Annotated in this window: 21 protein-coding genes; 15 read left to right on the top strand and 6 right to left on the bottom strand. The window is 69.2% G+C overall.

The window, feature by feature from the left end; genetic code table 11:
- Positions 1–4 precede the first annotated feature (4 nt).
- The gene (locus MKK82_RS15010; protein WP_238289913.1) at positions 5–1,324 is read right to left on the bottom strand and encodes a CitMHS family transporter; all 1,320 of its coding nucleotides are present in this window, start codon (positions 1,322–1,324) and stop codon (positions 5–7) included.
- Between the two features lie 114 nt (positions 1,325–1,438).
- Here MKK82_RS15010 and MKK82_RS15015 point away from each other — a divergent pair, with 114 nt between their 5' ends.
- Complete coding sequence (locus tag MKK82_RS15015) at positions 1,439–2,338, top strand: LysR family transcriptional regulator (RefSeq protein WP_238289915.1); 900 nt, start codon at positions 1,439–1,441, stop codon at positions 2,336–2,338.
- A 224-nt stretch (positions 2,339–2,562) separates the two neighbouring features.
- On the opposite strand, the gene MKK82_RS15020 is transcribed toward MKK82_RS15015, so the two are convergent.
- On the bottom strand, positions 2,563–3,555 hold the full coding sequence (locus tag MKK82_RS15020; protein WP_238289917.1) for a DUF808 domain-containing protein: 993 nt from the start codon (positions 3,553–3,555) through the stop codon (positions 2,563–2,565).
- A 174-nt stretch (positions 3,556–3,729) separates the two neighbouring features.
- The gene (locus MKK82_RS15025; RefSeq protein WP_373323350.1) at positions 3,730–4,440 is read right to left on the bottom strand and encodes a GntR family transcriptional regulator; all 711 of its coding nucleotides are present in this window, start codon (positions 4,438–4,440) and stop codon (positions 3,730–3,732) included.
- 111 nt (positions 4,441–4,551) lie between these two features.
- On the opposite strand from MKK82_RS15025, the gene MKK82_RS15030 reads away from it, so the two are divergent.
- The 10 genes from MKK82_RS15030 (at position 4,552) to MKK82_RS15075 (ending at position 16,328) form a co-directional block, all read left to right on the top strand.
- Positions 4,552–5,607: a zinc-dependent alcohol dehydrogenase gene (locus tag MKK82_RS15030; protein ID WP_238289918.1), complete on the top strand. Its 1,056-nt coding sequence runs from the start codon at positions 4,552–4,554 to the stop codon at positions 5,605–5,607.
- Positions 5,607–6,623, top strand: a complete 1,017-nt coding sequence (locus MKK82_RS15035; protein WP_243986176.1) for an NAD(P)H-quinone oxidoreductase — start codon at positions 5,607–5,609, stop codon at positions 6,621–6,623. The genes MKK82_RS15030 and MKK82_RS15035 overlap by 1 nt, the downstream gene beginning before the upstream one ends.
- Complete coding sequence (locus tag MKK82_RS15040) at positions 6,623–8,350, top strand: acetolactate synthase catalytic subunit (RefSeq protein WP_243986177.1); 1,728 nt, start codon at positions 6,623–6,625, stop codon at positions 8,348–8,350. The genes MKK82_RS15035 and MKK82_RS15040 overlap by 1 nt, the downstream gene beginning before the upstream one ends.
- Positions 8,351–8,417: 67 nt before the next feature.
- A complete protein-coding gene (locus MKK82_RS15045; RefSeq protein WP_238289921.1) occupies positions 8,418–9,626 on the top strand; it encodes an ABC transporter substrate-binding protein in 1,209 nt (402 codons plus the stop codon).
- A gap of 26 nt (positions 9,627–9,652) precedes the next feature.
- Entirely contained in the window at positions 9,653–10,540 is an 888-nt protein-coding gene (locus tag MKK82_RS15050; RefSeq protein ID WP_238289922.1) for a branched-chain amino acid ABC transporter permease, read from the top strand.
- 10 nt (positions 10,541–10,550) lie between these two features.
- The gene (locus MKK82_RS15055) at positions 10,551–12,356 is read left to right on the top strand and encodes an ABC transporter permease subunit (protein WP_243986179.1); all 1,806 of its coding nucleotides are present in this window, start codon (positions 10,551–10,553) and stop codon (positions 12,354–12,356) included.
- The gene (locus MKK82_RS15060) at positions 12,343–13,047 is read left to right on the top strand and encodes an ABC transporter ATP-binding protein (protein ID WP_238289925.1); all 705 of its coding nucleotides are present in this window, start codon (positions 12,343–12,345) and stop codon (positions 13,045–13,047) included. The genes MKK82_RS15055 and MKK82_RS15060 overlap by 14 nt, the downstream gene beginning before the upstream one ends.
- Before the next feature lies 1 nt (position 13,048).
- Complete coding sequence (gene fabG / locus MKK82_RS15065) at positions 13,049–13,855, top strand: 3-oxoacyl-ACP reductase FabG (protein ID WP_238289926.1); 807 nt, start codon at positions 13,049–13,051, stop codon at positions 13,853–13,855.
- A 31-nt stretch (positions 13,856–13,886) separates the two neighbouring features.
- Complete coding sequence (locus tag MKK82_RS15070) at positions 13,887–14,696, top strand: shikimate dehydrogenase family protein (RefSeq protein WP_238289928.1); 810 nt, start codon at positions 13,887–13,889, stop codon at positions 14,694–14,696.
- A gap of 9 nt (positions 14,697–14,705) precedes the next feature.
- Positions 14,706–16,328, top strand: coding sequence for a GMC family oxidoreductase (locus MKK82_RS15075; protein WP_238289929.1), 1,623 nt, complete (start codon positions 14,706–14,708; stop codon positions 16,326–16,328).
- Between the two features lie 131 nt (positions 16,329–16,459).
- Here the strand turns inward: MKK82_RS15075 and MKK82_RS15080 are convergent, their stop codons facing one another.
- Positions 16,460–16,828: a hypothetical protein gene (locus tag MKK82_RS15080; RefSeq protein ID WP_238289931.1), complete on the bottom strand. Its 369-nt coding sequence runs from the start codon at positions 16,826–16,828 to the stop codon at positions 16,460–16,462.
- A gap of 527 nt (positions 16,829–17,355) precedes the next feature.
- Positions 17,356–17,697 carry a hypothetical protein gene (locus tag MKK82_RS15085; protein ID WP_238289933.1) on the bottom strand — a complete coding sequence of 114 codons (342 nt, stop codon included), beginning with the start codon at positions 17,695–17,697 and terminating at the stop codon, positions 17,356–17,358.
- A 454-nt stretch (positions 17,698–18,151) separates the two neighbouring features.
- Here MKK82_RS15085 and MKK82_RS15090 point away from each other — a divergent pair, with 454 nt between their 5' ends.
- The 4 genes from MKK82_RS15090 (at position 18,152) to MKK82_RS15105 (ending at position 22,981) form a co-directional block, all read left to right on the top strand.
- Positions 18,152–19,132, top strand: coding sequence for an ABC transporter substrate-binding protein (locus MKK82_RS15090; RefSeq protein WP_238289934.1), 981 nt, complete (start codon positions 18,152–18,154; stop codon positions 19,130–19,132).
- A 552-nt stretch (positions 19,133–19,684) separates the two neighbouring features.
- Positions 19,685–20,338: a hypothetical protein gene (locus tag MKK82_RS15095; protein ID WP_238289935.1), complete on the top strand. Its 654-nt coding sequence runs from the start codon at positions 19,685–19,687 to the stop codon at positions 20,336–20,338.
- Positions 20,339–20,644: 306 nt separating this feature from the next.
- Positions 20,645–21,832: a hypothetical protein gene (locus MKK82_RS15100; protein ID WP_238289936.1), complete on the top strand. Its 1,188-nt coding sequence runs from the start codon at positions 20,645–20,647 to the stop codon at positions 21,830–21,832.
- 45 nt (positions 21,833–21,877) lie between these two features.
- Complete coding sequence (locus tag MKK82_RS15105; RefSeq protein ID WP_238294303.1) at positions 21,878–22,981, top strand: TAXI family TRAP transporter solute-binding subunit; 1,104 nt, start codon at positions 21,878–21,880, stop codon at positions 22,979–22,981.
- A gap of 356 nt (positions 22,982–23,337) precedes the next feature.
- Here MKK82_RS15105 and MKK82_RS15110 read toward each other — a convergent pair whose 3' ends face one another.
- Entirely contained in the window at positions 23,338–23,976 is a 639-nt protein-coding gene (locus MKK82_RS15110) for a hemerythrin domain-containing protein (RefSeq protein ID WP_243986181.1), read from the bottom strand.
- Positions 23,977–24,366: the final 390 nt, after the last annotated feature.

A 24,366-nucleotide genomic window follows, 5' to 3' on the forward strand; every position in this document is an offset into this window, starting at 1 on the left:
GCGGTCAGAGGGGAAAGACGCCGAGGGCGACGCAGGCGAGGGTCATCACCACCGAGGCCGCGAGCAGGAACGGGAAGGTGAACTTCTGGTGGTCCGCGAGGTCGATCCCGGTCAGGCCGCAAACCAGGAAGGTCGCCGGCGTCAGCGGGCTGACGGGAAATCCCGTCGTCATCTGGCCGAGCAGGGCTCCCTGGGCGACCTGCACGGGCGGCACGCCGAGCTGCTGGGCGACCTCGGACACCACGGGCAGGACGCCGAAATAGAACGAATCCGGGTCGAACAGCATCGACAGCGGCATGGATACGAGGCCGAGCGCGAAGGGGATGTGGCGCCCCATCTCCGGCGGCACGAAGGTCACGGCGGTCTGGGCCATCGCCTTGAGCATGCCGGTGCCCTGCATGATCCCGGTGAACACGCCGGCCGCCAGGAGGATCGACGCCATCAGGATCGCGGCCTTGGCGTGGGCGTCGATGCGCTGCCTCTGGGCGTCGACCTGCGGGTAGTTGATGATCAGCGCCAGTGCCGTGCCGAGCATGAACATCAGGGCCGGCGGCACCTTCTCGGCCATGAACACCATCGTTCCGAGGACGGCGGCCGTGAGGACGATGTTGATCCAGAACCGGCGCGGCCGGCGCAGGGCCCGCTCCGCGTCGCTCAAGGTGCGGGCGGCAACCGGCGCCGGGGCGGCCCCGGCGGCGGCGAGGCGCGGCGCGAGCGCGAGACGGCGCTCCTCGCGAAGCCCCAGCCAGTAGGAGACCGCGAAGATGAAGGCGAGGCCGACGAGCTGCACCGGCACCAGCGGCGAGAAGATCTCGGGGATCGGCAGCTTGAGAGCCGCGGAGGCGCGGATCATCGGCCCGGTCCAGGGCAGGAAGTTCACGCCCGCCGCCATCGAGGCCGCGCAGGCCAGGATGCGCCGGTCGATGCCGACGCGATCGTAGAGGGGCAGCATCGCGGGGATCGTGATCAGGAAGGTCACGGCGCCCGAGCCGTCGAGATGGATCAGAAGCGCCAGCAGGGTGGTGCCGGGCACGATGCGGGTTGGGCGCGTGCCCACCGTCGCGAGGATGCGGTCGATGATCGGATCGAGCATCCCGGCATCGCTGACGATGCCGAAGAACAAAATCGCGAACACGAACATGCCGACGACACCGGCGAGGTTTTGCAGTCCGGTGAGGACGAACTTGCCGGTGTCGAGGCCGAAGCCGCCCACCAGCGCGGCCGCGACCGGGATGACGATCAGCGCCACGAGCGGGGACATGCGCTTGGTGAGGATGACGGCGAGCAGCAGCACGATCGTGCACAGGCCGAGCAGGGCCAGCATGCAATCCTCCCGGTGGAATGCGGCGCTCTTGCCGAGCGCCTTTGCGCCGGAAGAAACGGCAAGATACTGCATTACGCAATTGAAAAGGTTGGATCGCAGCGATAGTTAAAGGTTATGGATCTGAACCTCCGCCACGTACGCGCCTTCGTGTCGGTCGTTCAGGCCGGCAGCTTCACCCGCGCGGCCGCCCTGCTGAACCTGTCGCAGCCGGCGCTCACGGTACAGATCCAGCGCCTGGAAGAGACCCTCGCGGCCCGGCTCCTCGACCGTACCAGCCGAACCGTCGCGCCGACGCGTCTGGGCCGCGAGTTGCTGCCGGTGTTCCAGCGGGTTCTGCGCGACCTCGACGCGGTGGTGATCGATACCCGCGATCTCGCGGCCCGGCGCCACGGCGTCGTCCGGGTCGCCACCCTGCCGTCCTTCGCGGCGAGCGCGCTGGCCGAGGCGATCGCGCAGTTCCGCAGCGAACATCCGCGCGTGACCTTCCTCATCAAGGACGCGATCGCGCAGCGGGTGCTCGACCTCGTGCGAAACGAGGACGTCGATCTGGGCATCGTCGGCGGCGACGTTGGCGATCCGGAGCTCAGCGTTCTGTATCGGACGAGCGATGTCCTGCACGTGATCTATCCCCGCGGCCATCCGATCGGCGCGCTGCCGAAGGTTACGGTCGACGTTCTCGCCGAATACCCGCTCATCTTGATGGACCCCGCCACGAGTGTCCGGGCGGTGGTCGACCTAGCCTTCGTCGGCGCGGGGCGCCTGCCGACGATCGCGTGCGAGGCGACCTACATGATGACGGCGGTCGGTATGGTTCGGGCCGGCCTCGGCCTGACGATCCTCCCGGGCTCGGCACGCGAGATCCATGCTGAGCCCGAGCTTCGGTCACGCCTGATCGACGATCCGCAGTTCGTGCGTTCGGTTTGCCTGATCAAGAAGGCGGGGCGGACGTTGCCTGCCGCCGCCGAAGCGTTCTGCGGAACGCTCACGGGACTGATCGTGGGGTCGCCCGCCTGAGGTCACGCTCTGCCCGGGAACGACGCGCATCCTCCGAGCGAGTGCTGCACGTCCGTCGCGGCCGTCCCGAACGGCCGGACGCGGGCTCCGAAGCGGACGGCGCGGTGGTCGTGCCCGGGCTGAGGCGCCAGCGCTCGGTGACGGGCCGCCGGCCGAACTGCGCGATGAGCCCTGAGCGATGAAGCCTGGGCGACGCGGCCTGCGGGACGGCCGGCCGGTCGACGTCAGGGCCGGCGCCGCCACGAGCCCGACAGGAAGTGCCACGCCGGTACCAGGACGAAGCGCGTCAGCGGGATCAACAGACCGCCGACCGCCAGCCCGATCAGCCCCGATGCCAAAGCCGTGACCAGCCACGTGACCAAGCCCTCGGCGAAGGGCAGGCGTGACGCCGCAGCCACCGCGGCCGCGTGGGCGGCATGCGCCGGCGCCGACAGGCCGTAGGCTTCCAGGCCGTGCATCAGGATGCCGCCGCCGACCCAGACCATCGCGGCCGTACCGATGACGGCCAGGAGCGTGAGCAGGAGCGGCATGCCTTTGACAACGCCGCGTCCGAGGCCGCGGACGAGGCTTCCGAACGGCGGCTTCGCGGTGCTGCGCGCCAGGGCCAAGCCCGCGTCGTCCGCCTTCACGATCAGCGCGACCACGCCGTAGACGCCCGCGGTGATGCCCACGGCGACGATCGCCAGCACGGCCGCGCGCATCCAGAAATCGCCCTCCGGCAACGCCGCGAGGGTGATGGCCATGATCTCTGCGGAGAGGATGAAGTCGGTCTTGATGGCACTGGCGACCCGGCGGTCCTCCCGAGCCTGATCGCTCCCGGCGCCGTCCTGGCCAGCCGCCCCGTCGTCGTGAGCGCCGTGCGGGACGAGGGCCTCGTAGACCTTCTCGGCGCCCTCGAAGCAGAGATACGCGCCGCCCAGCATCAGCAGCGGCGTTATCGCCCAGGGCGCGAAGGCGCTGAGGGCGAGGGCGCCCGGGAGCAGGAACAGGAGCTTGTTGCGGAGCGATCCCAGGGCGATCCGGCCGACGATGGGCAGTTCGCGCTCCGCCGCGAAACCGACGACGTAGCGGGGTGTGACCGCCGCATCGTCGATGACGACGCCGGCCGCCTTCGTTCCAGCCTTGGCGGCTTGTCCCGCGACATCGTCGAGGGAGGCTGCCGCCGTCCTGACCATGAAGGCGACGTCGTCCAGCAGGGCGATCAATCCGACGCTCACACGTCTCCCCTCGTCCGCGATGAGTCCGCCAGACAGACGATCCTCGGCCGAATTTGATCCATCGGCCTCGCAGTTCGCGGCAGCGGGATTGCCGGAAGCGCCGGCCGACGAGCCGGAGGATCCCGGCGCGCTATCGGGGGCGTCGTCGACGCGGAGCGCCGCCCGTTCCGCCGGTCACCCGGCGGGGGAGGGGCGAACATGGGCGAACAACCCGCTGCCGCCGCGCTCGATGTCCTCTCGGACGGCGTCGCGCGCCGTATCCGAGTCGCCGCGCCGCAGGGCGTCGATGATGCGCCGATGGGGGTGCGGCTCCCAATCGGGGACACCGTCGTCGTAGAGGTGCGAGAGGATCGGGCCGCAGCGCACCCACAGCAGCTCGACGATCTCGTACAGGATCGGCATCCGCCCGAGCCTGCACAGAGACAAGTGGAACTCGGTGTTGAGGTTCACCGCCTGCGCGAAGTCGCGGCTCGCATGACACTGGGAGATCTGCACGTGGATCGCCTCGAGCGCATCGATCTCCCCTGCGGGTGAAGCGATCGCGGCGGCCGCCGCCCGTCCCTCGAGATCCGTGCGGATAGCGCGGATCTCCAGCAACTGATCCAGGGCGAGCCTGGGCACGACGACGCTGCCGCGCGCGTCGAGGGCCAAAGCCTTCTCGGAGACCAATCTGAGCAGGGCCTCGCGCATGGGGGTCGCGCTGATACCGAACCGGGCCGACATCGGGCGCAGACGCAGGCGCGTGTCCGGGCGCAGCTGGCCGCGCATCAGGGCCACGCGCAACTCGCGATAGGCGCGCTCGCTCAGGCTCTCCTTGACGATCGGACGGACCCAGTCCGGCATGATTTCGCCGGTTTGCGGCTCGGACGCCGAAGCGCTTGACATATTCCTCCCCTCGGCCCGATATTTGTTATAACAAATTACAAACTGCGTCGACGGCTCGCGCTGCGACGCAGGCGCCGGGCCCGAGAGGTTCGCCGCGGACAGGGGACGGAAATGCTTGCGTTGCGCAAGTCGACGGCTGCCTTCGGGGCAGACCTCGTGCACGTCGATGCACCGCCCGGCCCCGGCGCGGGCCGCGTGACCATCGCGGTTGCCGCGGCCGGTATCTGCGGCAGCGACCTCCACGCCTTCGAGTGGACGCCGGGCTACGGCTTCATGACCGCCTTCATGCCGGTCACCCTCGGCCACGAGTTTTCCGGCACGGTCCAGGTGGTTGGAGACGGCGTGACGGCGCTCGCTCCCGGAGACCGGGTCACCTGCTGGCCGACGGTGCCGTGCGGTGACTGCGCGGCCTGTTCCGCCGCCCGGCCGCAGCATTGCCAGGGCCGGCGGATCGTCGGTCTGCACGCCGACGGGGCCTTCGCCGAACAGGTCGTGGTTCCGGCCGACAATTGCCGCCGCCTGCCCGACGGGCTGCCGCTGACCGTCGCGGCGCTCGCCGAGCCCCTGGCGGTCGCGGTCAACGCCGTCGACGTGGCCGAGCTGGGGCCCGGCGACCGGGTGGTGGTGCTCGGCCCGGGCCCGATCGGAATCTCCATCGCCTTCGTCGCGCAGCTTCGGGGCGCGGCCGTGCTGCTCGCCGGTCTCGACGACGCCGCCCGCCTGGATCTCGCCCGCCGGATCGGCATCCGCGCGACCGCCGATCTCTGCGGTGGAAGCCTGGAGGCTGCCGTCCGGCACGCCTTCGGCGGGGAGGCCGACCGGGTGATCGAGGCGACGGGATCAGCCCGGTCGGTGGTCGAAGGGCTGGCCGCTCTGCGCTCGGGCGGCGTGCTGGTTGTGGCCGGGATCCATTCCGGATCCCTCGACCTCGACTTGACCGGCTTCGTCCGCAGCAAGAAGCAGCTACGTGCGGCGCACGATACCACGTCGCGGGCCTTCGACGAGGCGATCCGCCTTCTCGCAGTCCATGCCGCGACCCTCGAAGCGCTGATCACGCATCGACGCCCCCTCGCCGAAGCCGGGGCGGCGTTCGAGCTGGCGCGCAGCCGGCAAGCCATGAAGGTGCTGCTTCTTCCCGAAGCAGTCGCAACGCAGGGGGAGGGGTGATGAGCACCGGGATGCGAGCGGTCATCGCCGCAGGGCAGGGCGGCCCCGAAGTCCTCCGGATCGTCGAGCGGCCCCGCCCGGAGCCGGGCCAGGGCCAGGTGCTCGTGCGCGTCGAGGCCGCGGGCGTCAACCGCCCGGACGTGATGCAGCGCGAGGGCCGATACCCTCCGCCACCCGGCGCCTCCGACGTGCTCGGGCTCGAACTCGCCGGCATCGTCGAGGCGCGCGGGCCCGGTGCCGGGCGCTTCCGGCCCGGCGATCGGGTGATGGCGCTGGTGCATAGCGGCGCCTACGCCGAGTGGGCCGTCGTCGACGAGGCGGTCGCGCTGCCCGTGCCCGACGGCCTCCCGGCGGTCGAGGCCGGGGCGATCCCCGAGACCTACTTCACCGTCTGGAGCAACGTGTTCGAGCGCGCCCGGCTGCAGGCCGGCGAGAGCTTGCTGATCCACGGCGGCTCCTCGGGCATCGGCACCACCGCGATCCTGCTGGCGAAGGCCCGCGGCGCCACAGTCCTCGTCACCGCTGGCTCGCCGGAGAAGTGCGCGGCCTGCCTGAGGCTCGGTGCGGATGCGGCGATCGACTATCGGCAGGAGGACTTCGTTGCCGCCGCGAAGGCCGCCACCGACGGAAAGGGTCCCGACGTGATCCTCGACATGGTCGGCGGCCCGTACATCGCCCGCAACCTCGACGCCGTGGCGGTCGACGGGCGCATCGCGCAGATCGCCTTCCAGCAGGGCTCGCGGGTGACCGAGATCGACTTCCAGCTGCTCCTGATGAAGCGGCTGACGCTCACGGGCTCCACGCTGCGGGCCCGGCCGGTCGCCCTGAAGGCGCGCCTCGCCGAGGCCCTCGCCGAGCACGTCCTGCCGCTGCTTGCGGCGGGGCGGGTGCGGCCGCCGATCGACTCCGTGTTCCCGTTCGACCGGGTCGCCGAGGCCCATGCCCGGATGGATGCGGGCCAGCACATCGGGAAGATCGTCCTGACGATGGGCGACGCCGCGCAGGGGAGCCGCTGATGTCCGCGATGTCCGAGCGTGCCAACATGAGCGGCGCCCACGCCCTCGCCGCCGCACTCCACCGGCACGGGGTCCGCGACGTGTTCGGCCAGAGCATCCCCTCGGCCCTGTTCCTGGCCGCGCCGCATCACGGCATCCGCCAGATCGGCTACCGCACCGAGAACGCGGGCGCCGCGATGGCCGATGCGTACGCGCGGATCTCGGGCCGGGTCGCCGTGGTCGCGGCCCAGAACGGTCCCGCCGCGACCCTGCTGGTGCCGGGGCTCGCGGAAGCCCTGAAGGCGTCCATACCGGTCGTGGCGATCGTCCAGGACGTCCACCGCAGCTTCACGGATCGGAACGCCTTCCAGGAACTCGACCACCTCGCCCTGTTCTCCGGCGTCGCCAAGTGGGTCCGACGGGTCGCGGTCGCCGAGCGCATCGACGATTACGTCGACATGGCCTTCGCGGCTGCGGCGTCCGGGCGGCCCGGACCGGCGGTGCTGCTGGTGCCCCTCGACCTCCTCGACGAACGCCCCGATTTCGAGGCCGCCGCCCCGCCCCGTGCGGCCAACCTCGGCACCTACCCCCTCGACCGCACGGTCGCCGACCCGGCCCGGATCGCGCAGGCCGCCGACCTGATCGCCGGGGCGGAGCGCCCGCTGGTCATCGCGGGCGGCGGCGTCCATTCCTCCGGCGCCTATCCGGAACTCGCCGCCCTCCAGGCCCTCGGACTTCCGGTCGCCACCACGGTCATGGGCAAGGGCGCCGTCGCCGAGACCGACCCGCTCTCCGTGGGCGTCGCCGGCTACTTCATGGCGCCCCGGGCGCGTTCGTCCCATCTGCGCGCCCTCGTCACGGAAGCCGACGTCGTCCTCCTGGTCGGAAACCGCACCAACCAGAACGGCACCGACAGCTGGTCGCTCTACCCGGCGGGCGCCCGGTTCATCCATCTCGACGTGGACGGGGGCGAGGTCGGCCGCAACTACGAAGCCCTGCGCCTCGTCGGCGACGCCAAGCTGACGCTGGCGGCCCTCGTCGAGGCCTTGCGGCAGCGGGATCTGTCCGGGCTGGAGGGCCGCCGCGCGGGGCTCGCCGACACCATCGGCCGCGCCCGCGAGGCCCACGTCGCCGACATGGCGCGCCTCGTCGACATGGAGGCCGCGCCGATCCGGCCCGAGCGGATCATGGCCGAGATCGACGCGGCGACGACCCCCGAGACCGTCGTCGTCGCCGACGCGAGCTATGCGTCGATCTGGATCGCCAACTTCCTCACGGCGCGCAAATCCGGCCAGCGCTTCCTCACGCCACGCGGCATCGCGGGCCTCGGCTGGGGCCTGCCCTTCGCCCTGGGCGCGAAGGCGGCGCGACCGGAGGCGCCCGTGATCTGCGTGACCGGCGACGGCGGCTTCGGGCACGTCTGGTCGGAACTGGAGACGGCGCGGCGCATGCGGCTTCCGGTCGTGGTCGTGGTCCTGAACAACCAGATCCTCGGCTACCAGAAGCACGCGGAGCTGAGCCTGTTCGGCGACTTCACCGACGTCTGCGATTTCGAGGCGGTGGACCACGCCGCGATCGCGCGGGCCTGCGGTTGCGCTGGAACACGCGTCGAGCGCCCCGGGGATCTCGCGCCGGCGCTGCGCGAGGCCCTCGCGAGCGGCGCCGTGACGGTGATCGACGTGATCACCGACCAGCGGGCCTACCCGCCGATCACCAGCTTCGAGGGCAAGGACGCGCTCGCTTACTGACGCCGACGACCGGCCCACCGAGAAGGCGCGCGAAGCGCCGGGTCGACACCGAACACGGGAGGATACGATGAGAGTTCTGGCGCGTGCACTCGCCGCCGCCCTCGCGCTGGGCGCCGCAGCCCCGACGACGGCTCGGGCCGCCGACGTGAAGTTCGGCGCGCTGTTCCCGTTCAGCGGGCAGCTTGCGCTCCTGGGCGAGGAGAGCGCCCGGGGCGTCGAGATCGCCGTCGACGAGATCAACGCCGCCGGCGGCGTCCAGGGCCAGAAGGTCGTGCTCGCCCGAGGCGACGCGGTCGACAACAATCAGGCGATCGGCGAGGCGCGCCGCCTCATCTCCCTGGAGCGGGTGGTGGCGATCTTCGGGTCCTATTCGTCCGCCCGCTCGATCGCCGCGAGCCAGGTGGCCGAGCTGTCGGGCCTCCCGTATTTCGAGCTCGGCGCGGTGGCCGAGGAGGTGACCGGGCGCGGCCTGCAGTATCTCTACCGCACCAACCCGACGGCCGAGGACATGGCCAAGCTCGCGGTCGAGATGATCGTCAACAAGGTTGCGGCCGGGCTCGGCAAGAAGCCCGGGGACCTGAAGATCGGCATCATCTACGAGGATTCGAGCTACGGCACCTCGGTGGCGGGCTTCCAGAAGAAATTCGCCGCCCAGGCCAAGCTGAACGTCGTCACCGCGCAGGGCTATCCGGCCGCGACGGTCGACATGTCGTCCCTAGTCCTCGACCTGAAGGGACGCGGCATCGACGTCCTGCTCCAGACCTCCTACCAGAACGATTCCGTCCTGTTCCTCCAACAGGCCAACGAGGCGGGCTTCAAGCCAGGCGCCATCATCGGAGGCGGCGGCGGATACTCAATGCAACCCACCGCCGACGCGGTCGGTCACACGGTCATCGAGGGCGTCCTCGACACCGACTTCACCCAGTACCTCGTCAACACGCAGTACACGCCCGGCCTGGAAAGCTTCGTGGCGGCCTACCAGAAGAAATACGGTGGCGCGCCGCGCTCCGGGCACTCGCTGAACAACTACGTCGGCGCCAAGCTCATCCTGCAGGCCATCGACAAGGCGAAGGGCTTCGAGCCCGACACCATCGTCAAGGCGGCCAAGGGGATTGACGTCAAGGACGGCGTCACCGCGGTCGGCTACGGGTTCAAGTTCGGCAAGAACAACCAGAACGAGCGCGCCGCGATGATGGGTATGCAGTGGCAAGGCGGCAAGCTCGTCACGGTCTATCCCGACAGCGCCGCCGTCGCCCCGATGCAGACGCGCCAGTAGCCGCGCCGCCGCCACGGAGATCGGGGATGGACGTCTTCCTCCAGGTGCTCGCCAATGGAGTGATGCTCGGCGGCCTGTTCGCCATCGTCAGCGTCGGGCTGACCCTGATCTTCGGCATCGTGAAGGTCGTCAACTTCGCCCACGGCGAGTTCCTGATGGTCGGGATGTACCTGACCTACCTCGCCGTGAGCGGACTCGGCCTGCACCCGTTCGCCGCCGTGATCCTCGTCGTCCCGGTCCTGTTCCTGCTGGGCGCCCTGACCCAGCGGTTCCTGATCCAGCCGCTGCTCGCCGCGGGCGACCACCACATCCAGATCTTCGCCACGGTCGGCCTGTCGACGGTGCTGATCAACCTCGCCCTCCTCGTCTTCGGGGCCGACATCGCCAACACCCCGCCGTCGGGCCTGCGCCAACCGCTGCAGATCGGTCCGGTGCGGGTGCTCCTCGGACAGGTGGTGATCCTCGGTACGGCGATCCTGCTGGTGGCGGGGCTGCAGACGTTCCTGGCCCGGACGCGCACGGGGCGGGCGATCCGGGCGGTGGCCCAGAACCGCGCCGCGGCGGAGCTGATGGGCATCGACGTGAACCGGATCTACGCCCTGACCTTCGGCATCGGCGCGGCCTGCGTGGGCGTGGCGGCGGTGCTGATCGCGCCGCTCTACCCGACCTCGCCCAACAGCGGCACCTACTTCGTGCTGATCGCCTTCGTGGTCGTCGTGCTCGGCGGCCTCGGCTCGATCCGCGGCGCCTTCGTCGGAGCGATCCTGATCGGCCTGATCGACAGCGTCACGGGCTTCTACGTCGGGGCCGACATGCGCGAGGTCGCGGTCTTCGGCGTGTTCCTGGCGATCCTGATCCTGAAGCCCTCGGGCTTGTTCGGACGACAGCTCCGGCTGTCCCACGTCTCGCCGTGAGGGGGCCGCGATGACCGATATCCCGCTCACCGCCGCCCCGTCCGCCGGACTGTCCGCGTTCCCCCGCCGGGGCGCGGCGGCGCTGGCCCTCGTTCTCGCGGCCCTGGTGGCCGTGCCGGTCGCGGTCGGCAACCCGTTCATCTACCACGTCTTCATCACGATCTGCGTCTTCGCGGCGCTCTCGACCGCCTGGAACATCGTCGGCGGCTATGCCGGCCAGCTCTCCCTCGGCCACGGCATCTTCTACGGGCTCGGCGCCTATTGCGGGATGCTGCTCGTCGGTGCCGGGATCAGCCCGTGGATCGGCATGGTGGCGGGCGCCGCCCTCGCCATGCTGGTGGCGCTCGCCATCAGCTATCCGTGCTTCCGGCTGCACGGGCCGTTCTTCTCGCTGGCGACCATCGCCTTCCTCGAAGTCTTCCGCGTGCTGGCGCTGCATTTCCGGGATCTGACCGGTGGCGCCACCGGGCTGATGATCCCGCTGAAGTTCGGCTGGGCCTGGATGGTGTTCCGGGACCGCTGGCCGCCCCTGGCCATCGCCTTCGGGCTGCTGCTGCTGACGCTGGCCGTCGCGTGGTGGATGCGGACCCACCGGATCGGGTTCTACCTCGTGGCGACCCGCGAGCGGGAATCGGCCGCCCGCGCCGCGGGCGTGCCGACGGTGGGCACGCGGCTCGTGGCTGTGGCGGTGTCGGGGGCGCTGACCGCCATGGTCGGCACCTTCCACGCCATGTACCTGACCTTCATCGAGCCGGCGGCGGTGTTCTCGCTGACCCTGTCGATCCAGATCGCGATGTTCGCGCTGATCGGCGGCCTGGGCACGGTGTTCGGACCGCTGCTGGGCGCGGTGCTCCTCGTGCCGATCACCGAGCTCGCCCGCGGCTGGCTGGGTGCCAAGGCGCTCGGGCTCCACGGGCTGGTTTACGGCCTCGTGCTGGCGCTGGTCGTGCTGTTCCTGCCCAACGGCCTGATGGGCCTGGTATCCCGCTTCACGCGGGCCGGCGCCGGCACCCGCGGGGTGCAGGCCGGCACGGTCGCCGCAGCGCCGCGCGCGGCGGAGCGGCGGCCGCTCGGCGAGGCCGTCATCCGGGTCGAGGGCCTGCAGAAGCGCTTCGGCGGCCTGCACGTGACCAACGATGTCGGCTTCACGCTGCGCGAGGGCGAGATCCTCGGCCTGATCGGCCCGAACGGGGCCGGCAAGACCACCGTCTTCAACATGATCTCCGGCTTCCTGAAGCCCGATGCCGGATCGGTGAGCGTCCGCGCGCCGGACGGGACGTGGCACAGCCCGGGCCGACCGGCCGATTTCGCCGCGCTCGGCGTCGGCCGGACCTTCCAGATCGTGCAGCCCTTCGCGGCCATGACGGTCGAGGAGAACATCATGGTCGGCGCCTTCTACCGCCACCGCGACGTGCGCGAGGCCCGAGAGGTCGCCCGCGAGACCGCCGAGCGGATGGGCCTCGCGCCCTGGCTCGGGAGCGAGGCCCGCGGCCTCACGATCGGCGGCCTCAAGCGGCTCGAGGTCGCCCGCGTGATGGCCATGCGCCCGCGCGTGCTGCTCCTCGACGAGGTGATGGCCGGCATCAACCAGACCGACGTGCGCCGCGCCATCGACCTCATGCTGTCGATCCGCGATACCGGCGTCAGCATCATCGCCATCGAGCACGTCATGCAGGCGGTGATGGCGCTCTCCGACCGGGTGATCGTCCTGAGTTCCGGGCAGATCATCGCCCAGGGCAGCCCGCAGGACGTCGTGCGCGATGCCGCCGTGATCGAGGCGTATCTCGGCAAGGAGTTCGTCCATGCTCACGCTTGAGCGCGTGGATGCCGGCTACGGCGCGACCAGCATCCTGCACGCCGTGTCGCTGGACGTGCGCGCCGGCGAGGTTGTGACCATCGTCGGCGCCAACGGCGCCGGCAAGACGACGACGCTGCGGACCATCGCCGGCCTGGTGAAGCCGACCCGCGGCCGGATCCTGTTCGAGGACGAGGACGTCACCCGTCTCTCGGGCCACGAGATGGTGGAGCGGGGCGTCACCCTGATCCCTGAGGGGCGTCAGCTCTTCCCCGAGATGACGGTGCGGGAGAACCTGCTGATGGGCGCCTACCGCCGCGCGGCGCGGGGGCGCCAGGCGGAGACGCTCGCGGAGGTGCTCGACCTGTTCCCGCGGGTGCGCGAGCGGCTCGACCAGAATGCCGGGTCCCTGTCGGGGGGCGAGCAGCAGATGGTGGCCATCGCCCGCGGGATGATGGCGCGTCCCAAGCTCCTGATGTTCGACGAGCCCTCGCTCGGCCTCGCGCCGATCGTGGTGGCGCAGGTCTTCGCGGTCGTCGACCGGATCGTGAAGACCGGCGCCACCGTGCTGATCGTCGAGCAGAACGTGTTCCACACGCTCCAGGTCGCCGACCGGGGCTACGTGTTGGAGAACGGTGAGGTCGTGCTGGCCGACGCGTCCGCGGCCCTGCTCGACAACGACCATGTCCGTCGCGCCTATCTGGGGATCTGAGATGATCGAGCGGGAGACGAATCCGGATCCGATCGCGCGCCGACCGAGCCATGCCGGCCGCCGCGTCCTCGTCACGGGCGCCGGGCGCGGGATCGGCCGGGCGATCGCGGAGGGCTTCGGCGCGCGCGGCGCCCTGGTCGGCGTCGCCGACGTGAACCCGGAGGACGTGGCCGCGACGGTCGGGGCCATCGAGGCCGCCGGCGGACGAGCCCTGGCGATGCAGCTCGACGTCGCCGATTATCCGGCCGTCGCGGCGGCCCTGTCGGCGGCCGCCGCCGCCCTCGACGGCCCGTTCGACACGGTGGTCAACAATGCCGGCATCTCGCCCAAGCACGACGGCGCGGCCCACCGCGTCTGGGAGATGGATCCGGCGGAATGGAACCGCGTCGTCGCGGTCAACCTGACGGGGGCGTTCAACACCGTCCGGGCGCTGACGCCGGCCATGCGCGCGGCCGGGCGCGGCTGGATCGTCAACCTGTCCTCGGTGGCGGGCAAGACCTACTCGCCGATCGTCGCCTGCCACTACGCGGCCTCGAAGGCCGGGCTGATCGGCTTCACCAAGCACCTCGCGGCCGAGCTCGGCCCGTTCGGCATCCGCGTCAACGCGATCGCGCCGGGCCGGATCGAGACCCCGATGGTCCGGGCAGTGGGCCGCGCGGTCAACGACGAACAGGCCCGCCTGACGCCGATGGGCCGCCTCGGCGCCCCCGAGGAAGTCGCGGATCTCGCCCTCTACCTGACCTCCGCCGAGGCCAGCTTCGTCACCGGGCAGACCGTCGACGTGGCCGGCGGCCTGTACATGACGTGAGCCGGGACGGCGGATGGACGGGAGGACGGCCATGGACGGGACGATCAGCGCCGCCGGGATCACCGGGCGCACCCGGGTCTACGGGATCCTGGCGGATCCGATCTACCACGTGAAGGCGCCCGCGGTGATGGGGGCGCTCTTCGCCCGCCACGGGGTGGACGGCGTGCTGGTCCCGCTGCACGTGACCGCGGACGGGCTGGCCGCCGTGATGGACGGGCTGCGGCACCTGCGCAATTTCGGCGGCTTCATCGCCACGGTCCCGCACAAGACGACGATGACCGGCCTGTGCGATGCGCTCACCCGCGAGGCCGAGCAGATCGGGGCCGTGAACTGCGTCCGGCGCGAGGCGGACGGCCGGATGATCGGCACGATGCTGGACGGAATCGGCTTCGTCGAGGCCCTGCGCGCCTCAGGCCTGGAGCCCCGCGGCCGTAATGCGGCGCTCGCGGGGGCGGGCGGCGCCGCGAGCGCCATCGCCTTCGCCCTGGCCGAGGCGGGCGTCGCGCGCCTGACGATCTTGAACCGCACCGCCGGCCGCGCGCAGGCGCTGGTGGACCGCCTGCGCGCGGCCTACCCGACACTCGTCGTCGCGGCGGAAGGCGCTCAGCCGGACCATGATCTTCTCGTCAACGGCACCTCGCTCGGAATGCGTCCGCAGGACGCTGCCCCGTTCGATCTCGCCGCCCTTCACGACGGACAGTTCGTCGCCGAGGCGATCATGGAGCCGGAGATGACGCCGCTGCTCGCCGCCGCGCTGGCCGCAGGCTGCCGCATCCAGAAGGGCCTGCCGATGCTGGAACGGCAGATCGCCCTGATGGCCCGTCACATGGGCGCACTCTGAGGCCGGATCTTGAAACGGATCGACACCGACGCCGTCGAGGCGGGCGACTTCGACTACGTGATCGTGGGCGGCGGCACCGCGGGCTGCGTCCTGGCCAACCGGCTGACCGAGACCGGGACGCAGCGGGTGCTCCTCCTCGAGGCTGGGGGGCGCGCGCGCAGTCCCTGGGTCTCGATCCCGGCCGGGTTCAGCCGCCTGCTCCAGCACCCGGCCTACAACTGGCGCTTCCAGACCGAACCCGAGGAGGCGACCGGCGGCCGGGTGATCGCGGTTCCACGGGGCCGGGGTCTCGGCGGCTCGACGCTGATCAACGGCATGATCTACGTGCGCGGCCAGCCGCAGGATTACGATTCCTGGGCGCAGGCCGGGTGTCGCGGGTGGGGCTCCGCGGACGTGCTGCCTTACTTCTGCAAGCTGGAGGATTTCGATGGCGCCCCCGATCCGCTGCGGGCGCGCGGCGGACCGCTGCCGCTCACCGAGGTGGCCGAGCGTCCGGCCATCGCCGAGGCCTTCATCGCCTCCGCGCAGGCTGCAGGGTATCCGCGCAATCCCGACTACAACGCGGCGAGCCAGGACGGCTTCGGCTATTACCAGGTCAACCAGAGAGGCGGTCGACGGATCAGCGCTGCCGACGCCTACCTGAGGCCGGCGCTAGGGCGCGCGAACCTCGCGGTCGTGACGGACGCGCAGGTCCTGCGGCTGACCTTCCATCAGGACCGAGCGAACGGCGTCGCCGCGCTGGTCGCCGGGCGCGAGCGGATTTTCCGCTGCCGCGGCGAGGTGATCCTCGCCGCAGGCGCCGCCCAGACCCCGCAGATCCTCGAATTGTCCGGCCTCGGCGATCCGGTGATCCTCGCCGGGCTCGGCGTCCCGGTGCAGCACGCGCTCCCCGGGGTCGGCGCCAACTACATGGACCATTACTGCACGCGCATGAACTGGCGCGTGCGCCTGCCGGTGACGCTTAACGAGCAGACCCGCGGACTCCGCCTCGGTCTGGCGGCGGCGCGCTACCTCGCCACCCGGCAGGGGATCCTGTCGCTCGGAACCGGCCTCGCCCACGGCTTCGTGCGGACGCGACCGGGGCTCGATGGACCCGACGTGCAGTACTTCTTCATGCATGCGAGCTACGCCAACGCGGCCGAGCGCAAGCTCGATCGCCTGCCCGGCATGACGATCGGCGTCACGCAACTGCGCCCGGAATCGCGCGGCACGATCCACGCCGCCTCGCCCGATCCGCTGAAGCCCCCGGCGATCCGACCGAACTTCCTCGCCACCGAGGAGGACCGCCGCGCGATGGTCGAGGGGATGAAGATCGCCCGGTCCATCGTCGCCCAGGCGCCGATGGACCGGTTCCGCGGCCCCGAGCTCAACCCCGGCCCGGATTGCCGGACGGACGCGGACTGGCTCGCTTTCGCCCGTCGCGACGGCCAGACGATCTATCATATCTGCGGAACCTGCCGCATGGGTGGCGATCCCGGGTCGGTCACGGATCCGAACCTGCGCGTGCGCGGCGTGACGGGCCTGCGCGTGGCGGACGCCTCGATCATGCCGCGCATCGTCTCCGGCAACACGCAGGCGGCGGTGTTCATGATCGCCGAGAAGGCGGCCGACCTGATCCGCGCCGACGCATAACGCGTGCCGTCCATCGGGATTTATCCGGGAGCAGCGGCGCGGGGCTGCGGCCGGGCTCCCGCACCGATAGACCTGCGGGACGGGCAAAGCTGTCGGTCGGCCACGCAGCTTTAATGCCGGCCGGCCGCTGCTCAGATGCCGACGCTCGCCGCACCGGCATCGGCGGCCTGTCGGACGGTCGCTCCCCCTCGCAGAGCCATCGCTATGGCGGTCGACATGGTGTCGACGGCGAGGGCCCGATCCTGCCCATAATCGTACGAGCTGTTACTCTTGGAACTCAGCCTTGCGTAGTAGCTGTCGGGAAACTCCCTATCGACGCGCGTCTTGAGCATCGTCGTCGCAGCTCTGTAATCGTCGTCGAAGTTCCGGCCACGCGCCCTGGCCGTGTCGTCGAATGTCCCGGCTCCCTTTTCGCGGGCTGCAGCGTCGGCTCGGCGCTCCTGCGCGCTGCCGAGAAAGAACTGCATGGTCTTGGAGATCAGCCAGCTGAGGGACGGCATCGATATCTCCCGATCAGGTAGCGAGGAATGCGACTGACCAGCCCTCGTAGCACGCTTTGCCCGTTGGCGGGCTGGACGGCGCTGCCATGACACATGCCGGGCGCGCCGCGTCGCCGCGGATCGGTATCCAGGTCAATCCGCCTGGCCGGTGACGGCTCGCCGACGGTGTGCCGCCCTGTGCCGCGTCCGCGTCCGGTGATGCCGGTGCTCCGCTCGCGGCTTCGATGCGATCACCGGCGCCGGTGCGACCGGCGGTGCCGCTACCGGAGGACCGTCATGATCCGCGATGACGCGACGGGCCTCCTCGACGGACATGCCACAGGTCGAGATCCCCTGGAGGGTCCCCAATGCCCGATTGTATGCGGGGAGATCGGGGCACCCGGCGATGCCGAAGCTCCATGCGGTCGCAGGGGCCGCGATCATCATCGACAGGGCAAGCGTGGCCGCAGACGTCTTTGACATCGCCGATGATCCCTCGTTCGCCAATTGCCTCACCTGCTGTCGCGCGGAACCGATGGCCAGCGACATCAGACCGATGGCCGCAACCATGTCGATTTCGGCGATGCCGAGCAGAACGCGACAGGCGGAGCGATCATGGTGCTTGCCGAAACATCAGTATTTGCCCTAAAATAATCCAATAGGATGGAGCGTCCGTCGCTCAGTGATTTCGCTACCCGATTGATTGCTAGCGGAATGCTGGCATCCTGAAGTGCGGTCTTGTCCAATGCGCTGCAATCCCCTGCAAAGGCGCGGCGATCGAATGGGCTGAGGCTCACCGCACCGGCGCGGCGGGCGTCTTCAGCAGATACTACAGCTCCGATGCGATCGTAGTCACGAAAGGCGTCCCTCGATCGGGTGCCGGCAGCCAAGAGTGCTCCTCAGGTCTGAAGTCCAGGGCTGTGAGGATCATGAAGCGATGGGAAGGACAGTCTACTCGGCGTGTCAGCGCTGGGCGGGGACCGGTTTCCTAGAGAGCGGCACGAAGGTGAAGCTCGCTGGAAATGGGCTGAACGTGTTGCAGAGGCGCAGCGACGGTCGGCGCAGGATCCTTCACACGTGGAACCGAGCAGCGCTGGTCGAAGCCCGCCCGCGGCCCTGTCGACATCGACGCGCAAGGCCTATCACGGAGGGATGCCGACGAGTCCGGGAATTCGATCCTGCTCCTCCGTCGAACGCCGCGGAAGTCCATATGCGCGATGCAGGCGGCCTGTCAGATTCTCGCTTGGAACGATGTGCAGTTCCGGGGCATCAGTGTAGTCAGCTTAAGTACGAGACATCGCAATTCACACGTACGGATTCTGACTCGAGCGAGCGCGCATAGCAATGATCAAGATAATCGCGATGCCGATCTTATCGATCACGATCTGTTGCGGTCCAGCGCTCGCCGAGCCGCGCAACAAAGAGAAGAAGGTTGCGGTCGTTACGAATTTCTCTGAGAATGACGCGGTAGCGCAGGATCTCGTGAAGAGTTTTGCGAACGCTCTCGATCGAGCTGCAAGCAACGATGTGGCGATAAAGTATGAGTATTATTGGTCCGGCGGTAATACTGAAACCGCTAAGATCTATGCCAAAAAGGTCGCCGCGAGCAGTCCGGACGCGATTTTTGCTGCCACCACACCGGTGGTCAGCGCCCTGCTCAATGAAACCAAGACCATACCGATCGTGTTCGCGACTGTCGCGGATCCGATTGGAAGCGGCTTCGTGGAGAATTTGGCCGCTCCCGGGAAGAACGTGACCGGATTCATAAATTCCGAGGGCAGCATCGCGGGTAAATGGGTTCAGTACCTCAAGGAACTTTTGCCGGACTTGCCGTGCATTTCGATGATGTACAACACTCGGACTGCGCCATACTACAAGTACTACGTGGGCCCCTTTGAGGACGCTGCAAAGTCAGTGAGCATTGAGCCGATTTTGTCGAATGTTTCCACCGAGCAGGAAATCGAAGGCACGATCCGTGATTTATCCGACCGGAAATGCGGCTTGGTGTTGATGAACGACAGTTTCAATTTCGTGCACCGCCAACGCATCAGCACGGTGTCGGAGCAATACCGTGTGCCGGTGGTCGCCTACAACAAAGCTACGGCGCTGAACGAAGCGCTCATCGCTTACGGCCCGGAGGAAGTGGATGCCTATAGGAAAGCCGCCGGATACGTGAAGAAAATCATCGACGGCGCGCAGGTGGGCAAGCTTCCGGTCCAGCTCAATACGCGATTTTATTTGTCGGTGAATCTTCAGAAAGCGAAGCGACTCGGGATAGAAATTCCGGCCTCATTCCTGTCCCGCGTCGATGATGAGGTTGAGTAAGGCATGGCACTTCCCGTCGTGTCGTCAGGTGCGTCGGGCCATTCGTGCTGAATCCGGCTCTTGGGAGGGCCGACGTTGCGACGGGAGCGTGTACCTGGCCGCATAGGGCGCTGCAGCCGAGCGGACCCGCCCATCGATCCCATATGGCGACCGCATCGAGATGCGCCCGCAAGAGCGGGTCGGCGTCCCGTTCGATGTCAAAATCCAGGATGGCAGCCGGGCTACGAACCGGTCTCCATCGTTGGAGGTACCCGGCCGTCTCGACGGCGATCAGCCCGCCCGCCCTCGGGGAGCGGGAGGCGCCGCTCGCCGAGATGACTGGTGAGCCACCGCGGAGCGACCGGGAGCCCGACGTGGTCCTCTGGGACCGAGCCGAGGCCCGCATGGGCGCAGCAGGGCGTACCGGATCGTCGCGCGAAGAACCGCCAGGCGGGGGAGGGAACTGTCGGCGAGCCTCGCTTGTCTGTATCACCGTACTGAATCGGACGGGTAGGATCAGCTCATTTGCCCCGCATTATCTCGATCTTTTCGGCAGCAGGAGCAGCCGCGCTGATGCTCGGCGAGCCCGCTTCCGCGGGATCCGACATCGCGATTGCAACGATTGCAACAGGTCGGCTCTACGTCCTCGGGACGACCGAGCGGCCGCGCACGCCCGTGATCCTCGACGGTCAGTTCCGCACGGAATCCGACGAGAGGGGAGGCTTCCAGTACGAGCTGATCTACCATCCGGCGCCCTGCATCGTCTCCGCGACGATCGAGGGCAAAGCCTACAAGGCCGTCGTCAGCAATTGCGGCCAGCAGGGCTCGCCTGGGCCATCGCGGGGCGCCGGGGAGGCGGTGGCCGTGCCGGCGCCGGGTGCCAAGCCCGCAGCCCCCGTCGCCTCAGGACGAACCAGCCCGACCGCGTCTGTCGAGCCACCAAATCCGGCCCCCACCTCCGAAGCCGCGGGACCGGCGGCATCCCCGGCCCCGACGCCGGCCGCGCCGATCCCCGACACGACGTCCGCTGTGAACGGAACGGCTCATCTCCCGCGTGCGCAGCCGAAGAATACCAACCCGATCGCCAATCCGCCGCTGCCCCCGGCTCGGCCCAGTTTCCAGACGGAAGTTCGGGCCCACGTGCCTCGGCCCGCGAAGGTGCTGCAGCGGCCGAAGAATGACGCCCAACCGGAGCCGGACGATCCTGCGGCCCCGCTCGAAGAGTAACGGCACCGACGTTCCGGGACTCCGCGAAGCGCCGCCGAGACCGGCGCGCCGGTTCCCGGTCCCCCGGCACGGCGTGCCCTTGCCCGTTCTGAGGCACCGTCTCGGACGATGAGTCGACGTGAAGGGGGACGCTTCCCTCGACGGGCCGTCGGAGGCCGTGACGCCTTGCCGACGCACGATCGCCGCCCCCACTCGCCTCGGCGATGAGGCGCGTGGTGGGCTGCGCACACCGCATCGTCGCGGGCCTGGCACCGGCCGAACTCGCCCCAGCCGCAACTTGAAATCCGGCAGAGTGCCACCTGCAATGTGATCGATATCGTCACCTGCCTCCGCACAGATCTGTCCGATATTAATCCGTATCAATTGACGCTGGTAGGCCAGTACTGTATTTGCCCAAGAGATATTATTGATAAGCGCAGGCCCGGAGTGCATCCGATGGCAACGCCTTCCTGCAATAGGGCCCGATACGCGCAGATCGCGCTCGCGCTGGTGCTGACGTCTGCGGTTCCCTTTCAGGCGTCAGCGCAGCGCTTCGGCGATGGCCATCCCACCGATCGTGCCACACGCGACACCGGGCCGGACTCGGATTCGGCGCCGCGCAAAGCGCCCGATCTGTCGATCATCACGCACGACGTTGTTGGACGGCTGGGTGCCGCCGTCCCCCTGGAGATCAAGCTCGTCCGCGCACCAGAGGTCGATATCGAAGCGCTTACGTTGCTTGGTCTACCTCCGGGCGCGTCAGTGAGCGACGCGACTCACACGTTTTCGCCGTCGAGCGACAACGCGGATGTCGACATCGGCACCTGGGATCTCTCGAAGCTTGAGATTTCACAGAGTGACGAGCGCAACAGCAGCTTCCCGCTGGCGGTCGCGGCGTTCTGGATGCCGGAGACCGGAGGCCGGTACGAGGTCACGTCGCGTCGCCTGAACGTCCGGTTCATGCGAGGCCCTGCAGACCATCCTGCGGCTTCCGGTGGCGAACCCGGCAGCCGCGAACCGTCTGCCGTCCCGGCCCGCGAGGCAGTCCCGTCCATTCAACCCGCCCTCAGCGTCGCGGATCGGCACGCCCCAAGCTCCGATGTCATCGTGCCGGAGGTGAATGTCGCACCTCTCGGAAACGCCGCAGTGATCACTTCTCGTGCCGTCTCGGCAGTCGCGGATGAGACGCTCGCGACCAAGGCTCAGGCTGCTGTCCTCCCAAGACCCGCGGGGTCTCCGCAGCCGAAGCCGCAGATCGATCCCCTCGTCGAACGCGCGCGGGGCCTGATCCGGCTCGGCGATATCAGCGGCGCCCGCCGCCTGCTGGAGCGCGCGCAGGCGCGCAACGCCCCGAACGCCACCTTCCTTCTGGCGCAGACCTGGGATCCGGCGATGCTGAAAAGCTGGAACGTGCGCGGCCTGCGAGCAGATCCGGACCTCGCCAGGAATCTCTACGCCAAGGCGGCCGGGCAGGACCGGGCGGATGAACGGCTGATCGCCGCCACGAGCCGCTGAGACCGCCCCCGGATGACAGCTGGATGATCGTTGAGGAACGCGCACATGCCGAGGCTCACTGGGTTCGCCGTCTTTCTCGGCCTCGCCGTCCTCGCGATGTCCCCGGGCGCGAGGGCTCGGGAGGCGACGGCGCCGGAGGGGGAGCCTCTGACGGAGGCGGCACTCGGCGAGCGGATGAACGCCAACACCGTCACCGTGGTGACGGGCACGCCCGGAGGAACCTACTTCCGCGTCGGTGCCGATCTCGCCTTCGTGCTGGATGACGGCAACAAGCTGCGGATCCTGCCGATCCTCGGCAAAGGCGCGGGCGAGAATGCCTACGACATCCGCTTCCTGAAGGGCGTCGACTTGGGCTTCGTCCGCACCGACACGCTGGAGCAGCTTCGCCAGGACAAGCGCCTGAAGAACGTCGACCGGCATATCCAGTACATCGCCAAGCTGTTCGACGACGAGCTGCACGTCATCGCGCCGAACGCGATCACCACGGTCGCCGATCTCGCCGGCAAGCGGGTCAGCTTCGACGTGAAGGGCAGCGGCACCGACTATAGCGGCCGCGCGATGTTTCGCGAACTCGGCGTTAGCGTGGAGGCGGTCAACGTCGACCAGCCCACCGCCTTGGAGATGCTGCGCAAGGGGGAGATCGAGGCCGTCGTTTCGGTGGCTGCCAAGCCGGTGGCCTTCATCGCGGGCTTCGACCCGGGAGACCGTTTTCACCTCGTGAAGACGCCCTATCCGGACACGATCAACGAGGCCTACGTTCCCGCCAGCCTCAGCCATGCCGATTATCCGAAGCTCGTGTCCGGGGACGCGGTGGAGACCGTCGCGGTTGGCACGATCCTCGGCGTCTACAACAGCCCCAGGGGCTCCGCGCGCTACGACAAGCTCGTCCGCTTCATCGACGCGTTCTTCGGGCAGTTCGACCGGTTCCTGGCACCACAACGGCATCCCAAGTGGCGCGAGGTCAATCTGGCGGCATCGGTGAGCGGCTGGACGCGCTTCCAGCCCGCCCAGGACTGGCTCGATAATCATCGCGAACAGGAGGTTGCGGGCCGGACGGAGCTCGAGCGCTTCTTCCAGTCGCAGTCCAGCCGGCCGGCTGGGAAGGAGGAAATCTACCAAGCCTATCTGAAGTGGCGGCAGGCACGCTGACCGCCGCTACGGCCAGGGAGGCCGATACCGGCGGACCTCGGCAGCAGGAACGCTGCACGCGGTCGAGGAGGGACGCGCCAGCCACCGCGATGACGTCGCCGCGGCCGGGCCCCGTACCGGCCGCGACCGCACAGGTGGGCGGCCCGCGAGCCGGCGGCGTAGCGGGTCCGTGACGGCGGTGGCCACCTCGAGCCCGTTCAGCATCACCTCGGACCCGTGGCGCGGGTCGCCATCTGCTGTCACCATCAGGTCGCTGACCTGCGGGAATGTGTGGCGGGTCGTCCGCGGCCGCCCGGCCAGTCCGCGCGCCGGGACCGGCGCCCGGGCTACGCGCTGTCACCGCGATGCAGGCGCGATCAACGCGGCATGGGGCGGACTGCCTGCCGGGACACCCGCTCCCCGTGGTCGACCGCTCGACCCGACCGCGACCCACCGAAGCCGCCCCTGTTCCACACCAAGTAGCCGAGTCCGGCCGCCACGCCGGCGAGCGTGGCGATCATGGCGACCTCGCTCGACATGGCCCCGGCCCTGGCACCCCGGCGCCGGGCCTGGAGAGCACTCGTCTTGGCGCGCACGAAAGCCCGCGTGGCGGCCCCGGTCTCCTCGGCCGAGAGCAGCTTCCGGGCTGCCGGGATCAGCTCGTGGACATGGCGGTGCAGATGCTGGTCCACGAGGAAGGTGACGTCCTCGAACGTGTTGAGCCAGCCGGCCGAATCTCTTCGCCGGTAGCGGGCGAGCTGTTGGAGTTGCCGCGTCACCTCCGCGTGGCCGTTTCGGAGGTCCTCGGTCAGCGCGCGCGTCTGGCTGTCCCGGCTCAGGGGACCGTACAGGCTCGCCTCGATGGCGCGCGCGTGCAGCTCAAGCTCGTCGATGAGATCGGCCAGCATCCGCTCGCGGCTGCCGACCGAACGGCGGGCATTCAGCGCATAGGGAATATCTCGGATCAGGCTCCCGATATTCTCGTGGTCGCGCTCGATGAGTTGCCATACGTCCATTCTCACGATCCTCGCTGGTGATATAGCAACAGCTTCGAACCCCCCGCCGCCGCCGACCGTTCCCATTCGAATCTGCGCCGGCCGGATTCCGCTCTCGGAAGGGCGCGTGCGGATGGCGTGTCGGCGCGCCGGCCGGGCGCGAACGGACCGGCTTGAAACGGTCGGGTTCGGGCATGGACGAGGATGCCCTTCAATGGGCGGCTTTCCGAGGAGGGGAGCCGCTGGCATGTGCCCTGTCTGCGGATCTGAACGCGCGGACATGCAGCCCCGGCGCTCCCACGAGGGCGTTTTCCCGTCGCCACATTCCGGTTCGCCGCCTCTGGCAGGCTGACGCGCCCGAAGGGCGTCGCGTTAATCGGACTGGGTCCATGGTCTCGGCTCATGCGAGTG

Source organism: Methylobacterium sp. E-046 (genome assembly GCF_022829625.1).
GTDB lineage: Bacteria > Pseudomonadota > Alphaproteobacteria > Rhizobiales > Beijerinckiaceae > Methylobacterium > Methylobacterium longum.

Bases quoted from the DNA above. Each gene is read 5' to 3' on its own strand.
- MKK82_RS15105 (WP_238294303.1), top strand. From the start codon at position 21,878: ATGCCGAGGCTCACTGGGTTCGCCGTCTTTCTCGGCCTCGCCGTCCTC.
- MKK82_RS15070 (WP_238289928.1), top strand. From the start codon at position 13,887: ATGGACGGGACGATCAGCGCCGCCGGGATCACCGGGCGCACCCGGGTC.
- MKK82_RS15045 (WP_238289921.1), top strand. From the start codon at position 8,418: ATGAGAGTTCTGGCGCGTGCACTCGCCGCCGCCCTCGCGCTGGGCGCC.
- MKK82_RS15095 (WP_238289935.1), top strand. From the start codon at position 19,685: ATGCTCGGCGAGCCCGCTTCCGCGGGATCCGACATCGCGATTGCAACG.
- MKK82_RS15030 (WP_238289918.1), top strand. From the start codon at position 4,552: ATGCTTGCGTTGCGCAAGTCGACGGCTGCCTTCGGGGCAGACCTCGTG.
- MKK82_RS15060 (WP_238289925.1), top strand. From the start codon at position 12,343: ATGCTCACGCTTGAGCGCGTGGATGCCGGCTACGGCGCGACCAGCATC.
- MKK82_RS15025 (WP_373323350.1), bottom strand. From the start codon at position 4,440: ATGTCAAGCGCTTCGGCGTCCGAGCCGCAAACCGGCGAAATCATGCCG.
- MKK82_RS15055 (WP_243986179.1), top strand. From the start codon at position 10,551: ATGACCGATATCCCGCTCACCGCCGCCCCGTCCGCCGGACTGTCCGCG.
- MKK82_RS15010 (WP_238289913.1), bottom strand. From the start codon at position 1,324: ATGCTGGCCCTGCTCGGCCTGTGCACGATCGTGCTGCTGCTCGCCGTC.
- fabG (WP_238289926.1), top strand. From the start codon at position 13,049: ATGATCGAGCGGGAGACGAATCCGGATCCGATCGCGCGCCGACCGAGC.
- MKK82_RS15040 (WP_243986177.1), top strand. From the start codon at position 6,623: ATGTCCGCGATGTCCGAGCGTGCCAACATGAGCGGCGCCCACGCCCTC.
- MKK82_RS15035 (WP_243986176.1), top strand. From the start codon at position 5,607: ATGAGCACCGGGATGCGAGCGGTCATCGCCGCAGGGCAGGGCGGCCCC.
- MKK82_RS15080 (WP_238289931.1), bottom strand. From the start codon at position 16,828: ATGCCGTCCCTCAGCTGGCTGATCTCCAAGACCATGCAGTTCTTTCTC.
- MKK82_RS15015 (WP_238289915.1), top strand. From the start codon at position 1,439: ATGGATCTGAACCTCCGCCACGTACGCGCCTTCGTGTCGGTCGTTCAG.
- MKK82_RS15110 (WP_243986181.1), bottom strand. From the start codon at position 23,976: ATGGACGTATGGCAACTCATCGAGCGCGACCACGAGAATATCGGGAGC.
- MKK82_RS15050 (WP_238289922.1), top strand. From the start codon at position 9,653: ATGGACGTCTTCCTCCAGGTGCTCGCCAATGGAGTGATGCTCGGCGGC.
- MKK82_RS15090 (WP_238289934.1), top strand. From the start codon at position 18,152: ATGATCAAGATAATCGCGATGCCGATCTTATCGATCACGATCTGTTGC.